The 16,562-nt window shown below is 37.4% G+C and carries 15 protein-coding genes; 2 read left to right on the forward strand and 13 right to left on the reverse strand.

From position 1 onward, the window contains the following. The first annotated feature begins 2 nt into the window (after positions 1-2). Positions 3-794 carry a bifunctional 2-polyprenyl-6-hydroxyphenol methylase/3-demethylubiquinol 3-O-methyltransferase UbiG gene (locus MP478_RS06440; protein ID WP_257188980.1) on the forward strand — a complete coding sequence of 264 codons (792 nt, stop codon included), beginning with the start codon at positions 3-5 and terminating at the stop codon, positions 792-794. A 333-nt stretch (positions 795-1,127) separates the two neighbouring features. Here MP478_RS06440 and MP478_RS06445 read toward each other — a convergent pair whose 3' ends face one another. From MP478_RS06445 to MP478_RS06460, 4 genes are all read right to left on the reverse strand, one after another. Beyond that, positions 1,128-1,364: a YtxH domain-containing protein gene (locus MP478_RS06445; RefSeq protein WP_257188979.1), complete on the reverse strand. Its 237-nt coding sequence runs from the start codon at positions 1,362-1,364 to the stop codon at positions 1,128-1,130. A gap of 98 nt (positions 1,365-1,462) precedes the next feature. After that, on the reverse strand, positions 1,463-2,305 hold the full coding sequence (locus tag MP478_RS06450; RefSeq protein ID WP_257199966.1) for an isoaspartyl peptidase/L-asparaginase: 843 nt from the start codon (positions 2,303-2,305) through the stop codon (positions 1,463-1,465). A gap of 49 nt (positions 2,306-2,354) precedes the next feature. Then, positions 2,355-2,843: a hypothetical protein gene (locus MP478_RS06455; protein ID WP_257188977.1), complete on the reverse strand. Its 489-nt coding sequence runs from the start codon at positions 2,841-2,843 to the stop codon at positions 2,355-2,357. A gap of 51 nt (positions 2,844-2,894) precedes the next feature. Further along, on the reverse strand, positions 2,895-3,785 hold the full coding sequence (locus tag MP478_RS06460) for a cyanophycinase (RefSeq protein ID WP_230035220.1): 891 nt from the start codon (positions 3,783-3,785) through the stop codon (positions 2,895-2,897). A 198-nt stretch (positions 3,786-3,983) separates the two neighbouring features. On the opposite strand from MP478_RS06460, the gene cphA reads away from it, so the two are divergent. Further along, positions 3,984-6,614 (forward strand): cyanophycin synthetase, encoded by a 2,631-nt coding sequence (gene cphA, locus MP478_RS06465; protein ID WP_257188976.1) that lies wholly within the window; start codon positions 3,984-3,986, stop codon positions 6,612-6,614. Positions 6,615-6,734: 120 nt separating this feature from the next. On the opposite strand, the gene MP478_RS06470 is transcribed toward cphA, so the two are convergent. From MP478_RS06470 to MP478_RS06510, 9 genes are all read right to left on the reverse strand, one after another. Further along, positions 6,735-7,226 (reverse strand): MepB family protein, encoded by a 492-nt coding sequence (locus MP478_RS06470; protein ID WP_257188975.1) that lies wholly within the window; start codon positions 7,224-7,226, stop codon positions 6,735-6,737. Between the two features lie 63 nt (positions 7,227-7,289). Then, positions 7,290-8,474: a hypothetical protein gene (locus MP478_RS06475; protein WP_257199967.1), complete on the reverse strand. Its 1,185-nt coding sequence runs from the start codon at positions 8,472-8,474 to the stop codon at positions 7,290-7,292. A gap of 100 nt (positions 8,475-8,574) precedes the next feature. Beyond that, positions 8,575-9,408: a type 1 glutamine amidotransferase gene (locus MP478_RS06480; protein WP_257188973.1), complete on the reverse strand. Its 834-nt coding sequence runs from the start codon at positions 9,406-9,408 to the stop codon at positions 8,575-8,577. Between the two features lie 33 nt (positions 9,409-9,441). After that, the gene (locus tag MP478_RS06485; RefSeq protein WP_230035230.1) at positions 9,442-10,560 is read right to left on the reverse strand and encodes a carboxylate-amine ligase; all 1,119 of its coding nucleotides are present in this window, start codon (positions 10,558-10,560) and stop codon (positions 9,442-9,444) included. Positions 10,561-10,591: 31 nt separating this feature from the next. Continuing rightward, positions 10,592-11,545 carry a RimK family alpha-L-glutamate ligase gene (locus MP478_RS06490; protein WP_230035232.1) on the reverse strand — a complete coding sequence of 318 codons (954 nt, stop codon included), beginning with the start codon at positions 11,543-11,545 and terminating at the stop codon, positions 10,592-10,594. A 180-nt stretch (positions 11,546-11,725) separates the two neighbouring features. After that, complete coding sequence (locus tag MP478_RS06495) at positions 11,726-12,439, reverse strand: alpha/beta hydrolase-fold protein (protein WP_257188972.1); 714 nt, start codon at positions 12,437-12,439, stop codon at positions 11,726-11,728. Between the two features lie 36 nt (positions 12,440-12,475). Then, on the reverse strand, positions 12,476-13,681 hold the full coding sequence (locus tag MP478_RS06500) for an acetyl-CoA carboxylase biotin carboxylase subunit family protein (RefSeq protein ID WP_257199968.1): 1,206 nt from the start codon (positions 13,679-13,681) through the stop codon (positions 12,476-12,478). Between the two features lie 141 nt (positions 13,682-13,822). Further along, positions 13,823-15,238 carry a M17 family metallopeptidase gene (locus MP478_RS06505; RefSeq protein WP_257199969.1) on the reverse strand — a complete coding sequence of 472 codons (1,416 nt, stop codon included), beginning with the start codon at positions 15,236-15,238 and terminating at the stop codon, positions 13,823-13,825. Positions 15,239-15,242: 4 nt separating this feature from the next. Then, on the reverse strand, positions 15,243-16,364 hold the full coding sequence (locus MP478_RS06510) for an alpha/beta hydrolase (RefSeq protein ID WP_373691683.1): 1,122 nt from the start codon (positions 16,362-16,364) through the stop codon (positions 15,243-15,245). Positions 16,365-16,562 lie beyond the last annotated feature (198 nt).

Genomic DNA, 16,562 nt, shown 5'->3' on the forward strand with positions numbered 1-16,562 from the left:
TCATGGAAAATTACTTAGAAATCAATAAAAACTCATGGAATGCCAAAGTAGATCCGCATTTGAAGTCGGATTTTTACTTTGTAGATGAATTTTTAAATGGCAGAAGTTCACTCAATTCAATAGAACTGGAGCTTCTGGGAGATATACAAGGAAAGAGTATTTTGCACTTACAGTGTCATTTTGGACAGGATTCTATTTCGCTTTCAAGAATGGGGGCAAAAGTGACAGGAATTGATTTGTCGGATAAAGCAATTGAAGCAGCAATCAATTTGGCTCAGCAATGTGAAACCGATACGGAATTTATCTGCTCAGATGTTTATAATTTACCGGATGTTTTGGATAGGCAATTTGATATTGTTTATACAAGTTACGGAACTATAGGATGGCTTCCTGATCTGGAAAAATGGGCAGGGGTAGTCAGTCATTTTCTGAAGCCTGGCGGTCAGTTTATTATGGCGGAGTTTCATCCAGTAGTTTGGATGTTTGATGATGACTTTACAAAAGTAGCCTACAATTATTTCAATGAAAAACCAATTGTAGAAACCTATGAAGGTACTTATGCAGATCAGTCGGCACCTATTGTACAGGAATATGTCATGTGGAATCATTCCCTGGCAGAAGTTCTGGATAATTTGATTAAAAAAGATATAGAACTGAAAATATTTCAGGAATTTGACTGGTCACCATATCCATGTTTCAGGCATGTAGAAGAATTTGAAAAAGGAAAATGGAGAATTCCCCAGTTTGGAAATAAAATACCATTGGTATATGCATTGATGGCTCAGAAAAAATAACCGGTTAATAATTCGGATATTCTATTTTAAGGAAGCAAAGAAAGGCTACTTTGTCGCTGAATAAGCAATATAAAAAGTTAGCTTCATCAAAATCGATTTCCAATCAATTCATTTCTTAGCACACTTAAAATCAAACATAATAAAAATAGAACTTTGCGTTAAAGAGAAACCACCCAATTTTACGCCTGATCTTGAAATATGTGAGTCGTCCTAAAATAGGTTGACAGAAAACCAACTTATTTTAGGGCGGGACAATGACCATCAAAAAGCCATCGCAATAATTACGATGGCTTTTTCTATATATGAATGTTAAAAAAACTACTTTCTATTTTCTTAGCTTAAAGTATCTTCAGCTTTTGTTTTAGCTTCATCCACTTTACTCTGAACCTGAGAAGCAACGTCATTGGCTTTACTTTTAAGGTCATTTCCCCATTTGTTAAGATTATCTTTTGCTGTATTGATTTTATCTTTTACAGCTTGTTGATCTTCAGGAGTTGAATTCTTATATTTCCAGTAAGCTAAAGCTCCTAATCCTAATAAAGCTAATATGCCTTTTGTTTTGTTTCCCATGATTTCTATTTTTAAAGTGTTAATATTAAAATTTGTTATTAATAAGTATGTAAAATACGTGCCAAAAAAATAAATACAATGATAAAAAAATGTTAAAATTAAAAGAAGACTTCAAAATCTTCACCATCGAAACTTGCAAAAACCATAGTAGGATAGGAATCCTGATGATAGATATTTCCATTGTTGTCTATAGCAATGGCTCCCGCAAATCCATCAATAGTTTTAAGCTCATCAAAAGTTTTTTGAAAGGCTTTTTCAAGGCTCATACCGTCAGTAACCCTTGTTACAATTTTTGTGGCAGTGGCATTGCTTACAATATCTTCTCCCACACCCGTACAGCTTACTGCACAGAATGAATTGGCATAATTTCCGGCCACAGTGGCAGAATCTGAAATTCTTCCCGGAATTTCGAACCCTTTTCCGCCAGTGGAAGTAGCGGCGGCTAATTTCCCTTCTTTATCAATGGCTACACAGCCTACTGTTCCTTTTCCACCATTGCTGAGCTTGGCTTCATATTCTTTCCTTCTTTGTGGGATTTCTGTAGAAAAGTGTTCAAAACCATGCTCTGTAGCATAGATCTTTGCTCCTTTCCCTCCTAAAACACGGTCATCTTCCCCAATCAGATCTTTGGCAACGAGTATGGGATTTTTTACATCCTGAAGGTTGATGACGCCACTTAATTTCTGGGTATCCCCGTTCATAATAGCTGCACTCATACGAATAACACCATCACTCTGAATTTGTGAACCGATTCCCGCATTGTACAAAGGATCATCCTCCAGAAGAGAAACGGCATAGGCTACTGTATCAAAGGCCGAATGAGTCTGAAGGTATTCAAATGCTTTTTTGGCTATTTCTTTTAAAGATTCCTGTTTTGCGGTCTTTACTTCATGGCTTTGATCGCTTTCCGAAAAAAAACCACCGTGGATAATGAGCTTCATAAATAAAGTTTAGTTTTTACTTTTTAAATTATTATTTGTCTGGAAAAGGTTAATAAGGCACTGTAGTCCTTCTAAAATGAACCCTTAATTCCTGACAAAGCTTTGAAATATTTTCTACATTATGCTTTTCTACAATCATCAGCTGTAATTCATCAGAATAACTGTCTGCGAGCTCAATAATTTCCAATGGAGGATTTTCCTGATCAAGCCTGGGCTGCAGCCACGCAAAATAATCTGATACATATTTTACTCCCATTGGAAAATCTCCGATGATATTGTTAAGGCTTTCATCAATGAGCTCGTGTATTTCATCTATTTTGTCACCACGGATCAGAAAAGAAAACAATTCGTTAGTAACTGAAAACTCAAAAGCACCGTCTTCATCACTTTCAATTACCCATTCCGCTTCATTATCGGCTATATACTGAGCTGGGTTTGTATAAGCAAAAGAACAGTTTGAAATGATTTCCTGTTTATTGGCAACGTCATAGCCCTCCAAAAGGAGATCTATAAATTCTTCAATTTTTCCTTCTGCCATTTAGCTTTATTTTTTAACTAAAATAGGAATTACTTTTGAATAATTTTTAGATTATTTATCCTGTGGAATAGGGTTAAACTGAGAATTTTCAATAGTCAGTGTTTTCGTAGTAAGATCATAATGATCGTTCATAGACATTACATGTACCGTTAAATTATCAATAGAGATAGGTTCTCCTAAATTAATATTCGTAAGGTTGGTGTCTTTGATGAATCTGCCGTCAACTAAAATAACAAGACCGGAGCCTACAGCAGTCATTACATCATTATGGATGAAAAGTCCTGTATCTTCACCTAGTCCGATTCCCAATGTTCTCGGATTATTAACCACAGCCTGGAAAAGGCGCCCGATTCTGCCTCGCTGTACAAAATGAGTATCAATGATAACATTATCAATTAATCCTAAGCCTTGTGTTGTTTTGATTTCTCCTTTTAACAGAGCTTCAGAACTGCTTCCCTGATAGATCATATTTTCAGAAGCAGCAGCTGCTCCTGCGGAAGTTCCGGAATAAATGAAATCCTGTTCCTGGTATTTTAATAAAATAGTGTCGTGAAATCTTGTTCCTCCAAGAATAGAAGTAAGTCTCAACTGGTCTCCACCGGTAAACATCATTACATCTGCAGCATTGGCTCTTGCAACCATGGCATCAGAATTCGCTTCTTCGCGGTTGTGGATATCCAGAATATTGACATTTCTGGCACCTAGAAACTCAAATGCTTTTTTGTATTCTGTTCCTACGATCTGAGGAATTTGAGAGGCTGTTGTTACAACCTCGATAACAGAATCTTCCTTCAGTTTTGATTCATTAATAATCTTTCTTAAAATTCCTCGCTCAAAAAAATTAAGGTTCTTCTCGATGTTCTGATCATAATCGGTTTCCGCAAAACTTCCTTTGTTTACAGCGCCTCCGATAACTATTAATTTTCCAACAGGTTTCGTCATGGTACAAAATTAAAAAATAATTAACATTATTTGGCGAAATTCGTGCCATCTTTAGTTGATTTTTAATGTTTTAAAAATGTGAAGAGAAATTAATTTTTTTTTAATAAATCTTTAAATCTGCTATAGTTTCGTTTAGGGTTTTACATTATCTTTGGCTATAAAAGGAGTTATTGTTAACTGTTAAAATGCCAATAGACTATGAAAATCGAAAAGATTCAGGCACTGCGTGGTCCTAATATCTGGAGTATCAGAAGAAAGAAACTGATACAGATGAGGTTAGACCTCGAAGAAATGGAGAATTATCCTACCAATAAAATAGAAGGATTCAGGGAAAGGATTGAAAAATTAATCCCATCGTTGATGACTCACAGATGCTCAGAAGGAGTGGAAGGAGGTTTTTTCCATAGAGTGGAAACGGGAACCTGGATGGGGCATGTGATAGAGCATATTGCTTTGGAGATCCAAACGCTGGCCGGTATGGATGTTGGCTTCGGGAGGACCCGTGAAACCAAAACTCCGGGAATATATAATGTGGTATTCAACTATATTGAGGAGAATGCAGGAATTTATGCTGCTGAAGAAGCTGTGAAAATTGCTTTAGCCCTAATAGAAGGGAAAGACTATGATATCAATGCCTGTATTCATAAACTAAAAGAGATCAGAGAGCGTGTCCGGCTCGGTCCCTCCACCGGAAGTATTGTTGAAGAAGCAGTTTCCAGAAAAATCCCGTGGATCAGACTGGGAACCAATTCTTTGGTGCAGCTGGGATATGGGGTGAATCAACAGAGATTCCAGGCGACTATTACAGGGAAAACAAGTTCCATTGCTGTAGATATTGCATGTAATAAAGAACTCACTAAGAGAATGCTTCATGATGCTGCCATTCCTGTTCCTATCGGAGATCTTGTCGTTGATGAAGAGGATTTAAATGCTGTGATCAAAAAAATAGGTTATCCTATCGTTTTGAAACCCCTGGATGGGAATCACGGAAAAGGATCATCAATTAACGTAAACGATTGGGAATCTGCTAAAATAGGATTGGAGCATGCTCAGAAATATTCTAAAAAAGTAATTGTTGAAAAATATATTACAGGGTATGATTTCAGAGTGCTGGTTATAGATAATAAAATGGTTGCGGCAGCAAGAAGGGTTCCCGCCCATGTGGTGGGAGACGGCGAGCTGAACCTTCATGAACTTATTGAAAAAGAAAATAAAGATCCAAGAAGAGGATATGGCCATGAAAACGTACTTACTGAAATAGAGGTAGATAAAGATACTTTGGAATTGCTGGAAAAGCTTCAGTATACCCTTGAAACAGTACCTCAAAGAGGAGAAGTGGTGTATCTGAAATCAACGGCAAACCTGTCAACGGGAGGAACTTCAATAGATGTTACCGATATGGTGCACCCGGAAAATATCACAATGGCCGAAAGAATATCTAAAATCATAGGCTTAGATGTATGTGGTATTGATATTATGGCGGAAAACCTGACCCAGCCTTTAAAGGAGAGCGGTGGTGCTATTATAGAAGTAAATGCAGCTCCCGGGTTCAGAATGCATTTGGCTCCGAGTGAGGGATTGCCAAGAAATGTCGCGGCTCCGGTAGTGGATATGCTGTATCCACAGGGAAAACCTTCTACAATTCCGATCATTGCTGTAACAGGAACCAATGGAAAGACAACAACGACCAGGCTGATTTCACATATTGTTAAAAGCAATGGCCATAGGGTAGGTTTCACTACTTCAGACGGTATTTATATCCAGAATACCATGCTTACAAAAGGAGATACTACAGGGCCGCTTTCTGCAGAATTTATTTTAAAAGATCCTACTGTAGAATTTGCCGTTCTTGAAACTGCCAGAGGGGGTATCCTGCGTTCCGGATTAGGCTTTTCACAATGTGATATAGGAGTATTGACCAATATTGAGGAAGATCACTTGGGAATGAATGATGTTCATAACTTAAGAGATCTTACCAAAGTAAAAAGAGTCGTTCTGGACAGTGTAAAGAAAAGTGGCTGGAGCGTTCTTAATGCTGATAACGAATACTCCATGAAGATCGTTAATGATCTGGACTGTAATGTGGCTATTTTCAGTATGAATGAGAACAATCCCCATATCGTTAAGTTTGCGAAAGAAGGAAGAATTACCTGTGTATATGAAGAAGGTTTTGTAACGATCAAAAAAGGCGACTGGAAGATCAGGATAGGAAAAGCGAAAGACTTTCCTATTACCATGGAAGGAAAAGCCAGATTCATGATTGAAAATGTATTGGCCGCGAGTTTGGCGAGTTATCTTCACGGGTTTGGAATTGAAGATATCTCCAATTCTTTACGAACATTTATTCCGAGTGCACAGCTTACTCCGGGAAGGCTGAATGTCTTTAAATTCAAAAACTTTAAAGTTCTGATTGATTTTGCCCATAACCCTTCAGGCTACGAAGCTATTGAAGATTATCTGAAGAATGTTGAATCTACCAAGAAAATAGGCATTATTTCTGGGGTTGGAGACAGACGGGATAGCGATATCAGGGAGTGTGGAAAGATTGCCGGAAGAATGTTCGATTATATTATCATCCGTAATGAAAAACACCTTCGTGGAAGAACGGAAGATGAGATTAACGGGCTTATTATAGACGGGATTAATGAAGCCGGTAAAGACGTAAGTTATGAGATTATTCCAAAGGAAATTGAAGCGTTGAAGCATGCCATGGGAATGGCTGAAGAAGGAACGTTTATTACAGCTTTAAGCGATGTAATTTCTAATGCGATTGACCTTGTACAGGAATATCAGGCACGAGAATTACTGGAAGATAATAATAACTTTTAAATAGATTACTATCTGTTTTTTAATAAAGCCTTCGAATCTTTCGGAGGCTTTTGTTTTTATAATGTCCCGTCCTAAATAAAGTTGACAAAGCAGAAATGCTTTATCTGCACTAAAATTGAATTAAATATTCAACAGGAGCTTAGCTTGCTGAAGCATTTTATTTTTATCATCAGAAAATCCGATGAAATATTTTGTCTGCCATTCCTGAGTTTTTTTTGCCTGTTTACTTTCTGTGATATCCCAACCAGGATATACCCTGATTCCCCGTTTACCGGTTTTTTTTCCATCAGATAGGATTCCTTTTTCTGACAGAACCTTTTTTGGAAAAATAAATATTCCCGAAAGAGAGTCTTTAAAAGCTGCAACCATATAAAAATCAAAATTATCACTCAGTTCAAAAGGGGTTGTTTCTCCCTTTTCATTCCTCTTCCAAATGGTTACAAACTGCCCTGTTTTGGTAGGTGTTATTTTGGAAATACGAAATTTTATTTTCAAATGATTTACTGTACAATTAAAACCTGAGTAATCTTTGCATTCGGGATCTTCTTCAATAGCTGAGCAGACCAGTCCAAGTGATTGAAACATCAGCTCTTCAAAGGTTTTTACATTCATTGAGTGGAGTTATTCTAAGGTGGAGTGATTGAGTTTTGAGTTGCAAAATTGATAAAAAATAAATTAGTCTAAGGCAAAAAAAGCATTGGAACTTCCAATCCAAATAGCATCTTTCTTGTTGAAGTCTACATTCACCATTGCCGCTTTGGTCATTCTTCCCAGATTTTCCAGCAGAATAGGGCGTTCATCATTTTCTCTCCAAATATACAATAACCGGATCTCTGCTTTTGAAAATTCACCGTTGATATCTTCAAAAATAGGTTCATAGCTTACTTTTCTCTGCAGAATATAGTTTTCTTTATCTTCAATAGCCTCCGTAACCTCCTTTGTTGGGTTCAGATTCACCCCACTTCCTGCGAATGAAAATAAAGGCTTCAATACAAAATCTTCAAGGTTTTCATGTTGGGGAAATTCATGTAAAAAATAGCTTTTGGGAACATACTGATGTTGTAGCAGCGGAAGAAGGTATTTTGATATTTTAAAGAACCAGTTGGGGTGTGTAATCCATTGTACTTCCACGTCTTCACGGAAGTCAAATTCTGTGGTGAGATTGGGAATTCTGTCCAGCTCATCAAAAATAACCCGATTATAGATTCTTTTGATCTGAACCAGTTTTCCATTGTTCTCATAGTATAGTTTTTTGCCGTCCTTTTTTACTTTTGTCAGACAGACGGTTTTAATACCCAGTAACTTTTCTGTTAAAGCAAAATCTATTGCTGTTTTCTGTTTTTCGGGAAAAATTTCCAATAGGATTACATTTTCAGGGTTTTCATCACCTACGATCAGTTCCTTCAGGAGACTTTTAAAGGTTTCGTGAGGCATTGGGTTTCTGATCTCCGAAAGAAAAGGGTAGACTTCACAAAATGCATCCTCAAAAGTTTTCTGAAAAGCATAGAGTGAAGGAAATGCCTGCAGCTCAATCAGCTGAGGTACTATTTTTCCATTTTCACCTCTGCACACTCCAAAATCTATAGTGAAAAAATGAGGCCTGTTGGTATCATTAGGAACCCTGCAGTTCTCAGGAATAGCTTTTCTCAGAGTTTCCGCCGGAAGTGTATTGATCTGGCTGATGATGCTTTCAGTGGCCTCAAGAAGTTTTGTTTCAAATTCTTTGGAAAGAATAATCGGGCTTTCTGAAATCCTGAAGCCAGGTTCTACACCGCCTTTTTCTTTTAAGATATCTTTGAGCTGCCGGTATTTTTCTTGAGAATATTCCTCATTAAACTGTTTTCTGTATTTTGGGATCATATTTTTTCTTTTGTGATGTTAAAAAAATCGAGCATGTATGCCCGATTTATGTATGGTTTAGCTACTTAATGTGAGTTCACATGCATGTTGTTCACAATTTTTAAGCTAAAGATTCAGCCTTTTTCAAAATGTTTTTTTTTGCAAACTGAAGGAACCTTGGAAGGACCTGGTTTCTGGTTAGGATGATTTTATCTTCATCATCTATTCTATCCATTGTTTCAAGATATTTTTCCATTCCGAAGTTTTCGATCATGGCTTCTTTGTTTTTATCATCTTTCAGATTTTCTATCAAAGCTTCAGGACTGGCTTCAGGGTGAAACTGGGTTCCGAATATTTCATCTGAAAAGCGGATAGCCATTATGGCCCTTTCTAAATTGATATGGGGACGGGATTTTTCTATAGCAACGATTTTCATACCCAATTTTTCAAAACGCTTATGATCTGGCTCAATAAACTGATAGGCTCTGGAGTCTACTGCATAAAAAGGATCCTGAAGATTTTTAAATAAAAACTCCTCTTTGCCTTCTTTTGTTTTGTGAACAGGCATGACTCCGAAAGAGTAGGATTTTCTTTTGCAGATATTGCCCAGATTCCAATGAATACTTGCCAGCTGAAATGAATGACAGATCAGGAACAGGTATTTTTTATCTTCATTATACTGATTATGCTCAAAAATGGCGTCTAGAAATAGCGCAAACCTGTTTTCCCACTCTAAACCTTCTCTGTGTGGATTACCGGGACCACCCGAAGAAATGAAGATATCAAAATCTCCAATTTCCGGCATTTCATCTTTAAACCTAATATCAAATGTTTTAATAACTACATTTTCTTCAGAATTCTGTTGGAATGCTTCAGAAATTTCTTTTATGTTCCTAAAGCCTTGATTAACATGGTTGTTATTCATATCCAGCAGAGCGATTCGAATATCTTTCATTACATCATATTTTTTGTAAAGTTACCAAAAATATTATGAAGCAGGCTGGCCGTGTGTGATTCCATATTCTGTTTCAGAGATCATATAATCTACTACTTTCGTCAGATCTCCTGTTTCCTTAAATATTTGAAGCTGTCTGTCTGCACCGGTTCCGTTTTCCAGAATCGTCCAGGCATATTCAACTTCATTCCTGCATCCTAAATCATCTACTACATCATCTATAAATTCTAAAAGTTCTTTTAAAAGATGAGGATACGGAACAGATTCTTCTTTTCCAAAATCAATCAGATGTGCGTCAATACCACTTTTGGAAGCCCTCCATTTATTTTCATTCAAAAGCAGCCTTCTATAGCTTCTGAAACTTAAATTCAGCTGATGGAGCTTGTAAATCTTAGCAACAAGGCACTGCATAATGGCAGCAAGGCAGACTGTTTCGTCAATCCTTAAGGGCATATCACAGATTCTGAATTCTATGGTAGGGTAAAATGGATGAACCCTTAAGTCCCACCATATTTTCTTGGCATTATCAATGGTTCCGGTTTTGATCAGAAGATCTACATAACTGTCAAACTCTCCTAAAGAATTAAAATAACTGGGAATACCTGTTCTTGGAAACTTGACAAAAATTTCCTGTCTGTAAGATTTAAAACCTGTGTTTCGTCCGATCCAGAAGGGTGAATTGGTAGAAAGAGCGTAAACATGGGGAAGAAAATAACGCATGACATTCTGTATTCTTACTCCTTCTTCACGGTTAGGAATTCCAATATGTACATGCAGGCCAAAAATAAGGTTTTCACGGGCAACATCTCCCATATCATCAACAATTTTGATATACCTTTCTCCCTGCGTGATGGTGTTTTCTGACCAATGTGAGAAAGGATGTGTGCCTCCTCCGGATACCCGCAATCCCTGTTCATGAGCGGTATTGATCAAATGCCGTCTTAAATTCGTCAGTTCGGCCCTCGCTTCCTGGATATTCTGACAGATCCCCGTTTCCATTTCAATCATGGATTCGTGCATTTCGTGTTTTAAATTTTCACTTAAAACGGCTTTGCCACCTTCAATGATTTTTGAAACGTGAGAAATAAGATCCCTGCTTTCAACATCAATGATCTGATATTCTTCTTCGATTCCAATAGTAAATTGATGCATTTTCTTGTGTTTTTTTATTTCTTTTTCAATGTTATTTGATTGAATCCTTCACAAAGGTTCCCCAGGTAATATTAGGTTTCCCCGGAACATATTCTTTAGCTTTTTCTACAGCCAGTTTTGCTGCATGTTCTATAATCCAGGCAAAATTTTCTTCTCCTACAGAATTTCTGTCTGCGTCCGGAGCCGGATTGCAGAAATCAATAGCATAAGGAATGCCGTCTCTTACCGCAAACTCTACTGTGTTGAAATCATACCCTAGCGCTTCATTCATCTTGATGGTATAATCGTGAATGGTTTTTAATAGTTTTTTCAGCTCTTCACCCTCAGTCTGATGAGTGGTGGCATATCTCAAATGGGGTGCATTTCTGGGCTCATAAGGCATGATGTGAACATATTTTCTTCCCAGACAGTATACCCTGTAATAATCTTCGAAAATGATTTCCTCCTGAACCATCATTACCAGCTGTTCCGTTTCACCCAGTTTATTCCAAAGGTCATCAGGGTTTTCAACTCTATATACACTTTTCCAGCCGCCACCATCGTGAGGTTTCATATAGGCTGGGAAGCCCACATAGTTAAAGATATATTCCCAGTCATGAGGAAACTTAAGGTTTCTGAATGAGGTTTCCGAAGTGTCGGAAGGCCTTTCATGGGAAGGCAGCAAAACAGTCTTTGGAAGGGGGATTCCCAATTTGGTCATCAGGGCATTGTTGAAAAATTTTTCATCGGCACTCCACCAGAACGGATTGTTGATTACGTACGTCCCGTTAAGTGCGGCATTTTTCAGGTAAGCTCTGTAAAAAGGAACATCTTGTGAAATTCTGTCGATAATCACTGCATACCCATAATCTGCTCCTTGCTCCAGTTTATCAATGGTTACAGGTTCGGCTACAATCTCTCCGCCACCCAGTTCATTGACCTTGTCTATGAATGCCCAAGGGAATGTATCTTCCATGCCGAATAGAATTCCTACTTTTTTTGTCATAATTTTTGTTTTTTTATTGGTATATATTTTTTACTATTTATCATTCCTAAAACGAACCTGTTAAATCTTTGATTGGACACCTCTCGGATAAGGTGAATCACTACGTATTTGTGATATTCAGGAAGGGTGAAAGTTTTTAAAAACTTAAATGTTACAGCTTTGTGGTTTATAAATCGTTATTTAAGAGAAATAAGCACTTATAAATGTAGGAAAGACCATTCTCCATAACGGCCAGTCATGTCCTATCCATTTTCTTTCATCATACCAGAAGTCTATGCCTTTTACCCTTAGGATTTCTGCCATTTCAATATTCTTGTCTTTACAGATATCCTGATCGGAAGTGCTGAGGACAATATGCATATGTTTATATTTCCAGGCCTCATCATTTTTTATAAACTCTCTTGGGCAGTTGAAGTAAACCAAATCATCAGAATACCCATCCATAAAATTTCTTATGCTGAAAGCTCCCGAAAGACAGAAAAGATGAGAGACTACATCAGGAAACCTAAAGGCAAAGTTAGCCGCGTGATAGCCTCCGAAGCTGGCTCCGGCTACTGCTACCCGATGGGTTTTATGGAGTTTCTGAATGTAGGGGACAAATTCTTTAATGAGGAACTGTACATAGCGTTCATAATTTCTTATTCTCTGCTGTGGCGAAATACTTTCATCATAAAAGCTCCAGCCGTCGATAGTCTGGATATTATACAATTTTACTTTTCCCTGTTCTACAAACCAGTTGATACTTCCATTGAGATGAAAATCATGGTTTTGGGTATATTGTCCCTGAGAAGTTGGAAACATAATGATAGGATGTCCGTAATGTCCGGTCACTTCCACTTTAAGGCTTATTCCCAGTATATTTGAATAATACTCCGTATGTTCTATATGAGGCATTGATAAATTTTTCTTTAATAATTATGTTTTAATGGCTCAGCTTCTTACTTTTGGCGGTAAAATATTGAGCATTTCTGCCTGGATCTTATCGGCAGCACTATCCAGTTTTTCCTGTATGATAGCAGAATCCTTGGATTTGTAAACAATTCCAACGTGATGATCTATCGGCAGAAACTTCACGACCTCTTCACATTCAAAATTACTGTAATCCGGTTCCTTATCTTTAATCAAAGCAATGATTAATCCCGCATAATACTCTGCAGGAGGAGAAATGGTATAAGATTTACCCCTTAAAAGAGCATCCTCAATTTTGGCCCACTCTCGCCAGATATTAATATTGCTTGATGCTTCCACCAAATCGGGAATGTGTGCTCCACCTACCCTGGAAGATGTTTCCAGGAAGTACCATTTTCCGTTTTCTTTTCCCCGGATAAACTCTGTATGGGTTGCCCCATTGAGCAGTCCGAAATTGGTGAGAACTCTGGCATTGATCTCTTCAAGAGCTTTAAATTCTTCTGAATATCTTCCTAAGGTTTTAGACCTGAACACGCCTCCTTCATGAGAAACCTGCATAGGAGGAGCCAGATATTTTGAAGCTGAGGTAAATACTATTTCTTTATTAAAAGTAAGGCTGTCTACATGATAAACATCTCCGGGCTTAAAGCTTTCCAGTAAAAAAAGGTGACGCTCTTCCCCAAGAAGACCTAAAGCTTCATGAAGCTGCTCTTTGGAGGTAAGCTTCTTAATTCCCGATGCTGAAGCTTCTGACCGTGGTTTCAATACCCAGGGAGCAGGAACCCTTTCTGCAAAGCTATTCACCTCATTATCATTGAAGACCGCGGTAAACTCAGGAATACTGATTCCTGAATCTTTCGCTTTCTGCCTCATAGCCAGTTTATCTCTGAAATACCGGTGGGTAGTCTGTCCCATCCCCGGAATACGAAATGTTTCTCTGATCAGGGCAGCTTTCTCCACATCGTAATCATCAAGAGCTACTACAGCATCTACTTTTCGGGTTTTCATCAGATGTGAAAATCCCTGAATTAAATGCTCAAGATTCCATACTGAGGGTTTTAATTCCGGCATATAGAAGGTTTCTTCAATAGCATGCCAGGGCCAGTTTTTTTCTTTAAGGTTTTCTGATGTAATTAAGATTATTTTATTACCGAGTGCTTTCATTTCGTCCATGAAATCGTAACCCTTGTAATAGCACGAAATACATACAATAGTTTTCTCCTCCATATAATGTTTTTTTAAGTTTAGTGAATTATCAAAAATAAAAGCAATTCTTTGTTGTTTGATTAATATCAAAAATTGAAATATGCTGAACTTTTGAGAAATCTCTACTCAAGTATACAGAGTTTTTTTGTAAAAAACTAATTTTTAATGATAATTTTCGATTAAATCGGCCAGTAATTGAACCCCAAATCCGGTGGCTGCTTTTTCCTTAGCATACTTCACATTTCCGAAGGCTACTCCGGCGATATCTAAATGAGCCCAACGAGGGTGGCCTTCAGTGAATTGCTCTAAGAATTTTGCGGCGATAATACAATCTCCAATAGGCTTCAGAGAGATGTTTTTCAGGTCTGCTACATCAGACTGGATGTCATCTTTCCAAATGTCCCAAAGCGGAAGATTCCACAGTCTCTGATTAGTCTGATCTCCTGTTTTTATTAAAATATTTTTCAGGTCTTCATTATTGGAAAATAAAGCACCGCAAGTATCCCCGAACATTCTTACGGAACTTCCCGTGAGTGTTGCCAGATCAATCATACAATCGGTTTTATAATTCCTGGCAAGATAGGAGAGCCCGTCTGCAAGGATCATCCTGCCTTCTGCATCAGTGTCTATCACTTCAATTGTTTTTCCGTTGTATGCAGTTACTACATCACTTGGAATGAATGCCTTTTCAGAAACGGCATTATCTGTGATAGGAAGGACGGCTATGATATTGACGGGAAGCTTCATTTCTGCAGCATAGATCAGTGTACCTAAAACGGCTGTAGCACCGCCCATATCAGATTTCATATAGTGTAAATTGGTGGAACCCTTGATGGAAATACCTCCCGTATCAAACAATACGCATTTTCCTACTAAACCGACGGTTTTAGCATTTTTAACAGTAGTTTTATATTCTAAAATGGTGAAAGCCGCATCATAAGCACTTCCCTGATTGACGGCCAGATAAGCACCCAAACCGAGTTCTTCACACTTTTTTCTATTGAAAACAGTGTATTTTAACCCGTGTTTTTTAGCTAAGTTTTTAAGGTATGCACTGAAAATATCAGGCTTTTTCAAATTGGCAGGCTTATTCAGCCATTCCTGGCAGGCGGTTTGCCCATTGCTTAATGCTTCTGCTTTCCGACTGATTAGATCCAATGTTTTCTGACTTATATTTTCAAAGTGAAGCTCAAATGCCGGATTCCAGAATGCATGTGTTTTTTCAAAAGGATAATTGTAGGTTCCTGTTAACAATCCTTTTACAAATTCCTCAAATTGTTTCTTGTTGATGAAATCTGCCACTACTAAGGTGGGAACAGCTAACAGCTTTTCTTTTTGTGCCTGAGAAAATGCATTCCCAGCCTGCTGTATTTCAAAATCCTGAAGAGAGCTTTTACCTAAACCAATAAAATAAATAATGGTTTTCTCATCCGTATGAACAAAAGTTTCGTATTTCTTTCCGGTAAAAAAGTTGCTTATATTTTTATTGAAATTTGTATTGGATTTTGCCCATTCTTCTTCCGTGAACAATTGAAAAACCTGGGAGTAATTCTTATTTTTTTTATGGATTAATTTCATAAACTTAATTTTTAATGCTTTGTTGCTGAGGTTTTACTTCTACAGGGTTCTCTGTATTGTCATAGAACAGCCATTCAATAGCTCTTGGAAACTCCTGAGACCAGTAAAATTCATTGTGGGTGCCTTCAGGGTTAATATTCGTTCTGAATTCAAAATCGAAAAGATTCTTTTTTTCCCACCGTCTTAAATATTCTTCAAAAATATGGATTCTTTTTACCATTTTGGAACCTTCCTGGCCACCGCCGTACAGATATATTTTTGTTGTAAACGGAACTCTGAAATTCATCATGGGGAAGTTATTATTAGGCTCTACCCAAAGAGAAGGAGAGAAGATCAGCAGTTTAGAATAGACTTCCGGATAAAGAAATCCACTGTAAATACTGATAAGGGCTCCTAGTGAACTGCCGCCTATACCGGTGTTGTTCCGGTCTTTTTTTGTACGGTAATGCTCATCTACAAAAGGTTTTAAAGTATCTGTAATAAAGCGGATGTATTTTTTTCCTTCAGAGCCATTAGCAATATTGTCATTATCAAAAATATATTCTTTAATTCTGTCTTCACTTCCATGCTCTATAGCGATGATAATAATGTCACCCCGGCCATATTCTGCAAGGATAGATAACTTTTTGTCAATTTCCCAATTTCCGAATCCACTTCCTTCATTGAATAGATTCTGTGCATCCTGAAGATACAGGACCGGATAGTTTTTATCGGAAGTATAATAATCAAAAGGCAGTAAAGCCCAGATTTTACGGTAACGGTCAAGCTGAGGAATATAGAATTCTTCGGAAATCACTTCTGCTATAGGAAAAAACTCTTCTTTAAACGGGCCCCAGTTAAATCTCCATTTCTCTACAATATCAGAAGTCTTTCCAGCTGCTTTTCTTACTTTCCGGTTGGGGCTGATATTCCCGTACTTATCAAGTTCCACATTTTCCCATCCTCCCTTTGTGAATTTATATTCAATTTCATCAGGAAGAGAAGAGGTATCAAGTTCTATAAAATAATTATGGGGATCCACCTGCCTAAGCTGGTAGTTGTAGTCCTTAGGGTTCCATTTGTTGAAATTTCCTGTAACAAATACAGGCCTGTCATCTTTTTCTTCGATGTAAAGTTCCAATCTGATCATATGTGTTTAATTGATAATTATTTGATTTCTAAATTTATAAAAAAGATTGTTTTAAAATCATAAAATAATGAATAGAAAAGTAATATATTTGATAGATGTGCGAATAAAGAACCTTAACACGCCAATAATTTGATTAATAATTAACGGCTGTTACCGGGATTTTTCGTAGTTTCAAAGAAAATATTAAATACAATC

The sequence above is a fragment of the Chryseobacterium sp. WG14 genome (assembly GCF_024586945.1).
GTDB lineage: Bacteria > Bacteroidota > Bacteroidia > Flavobacteriales > Weeksellaceae > Chryseobacterium.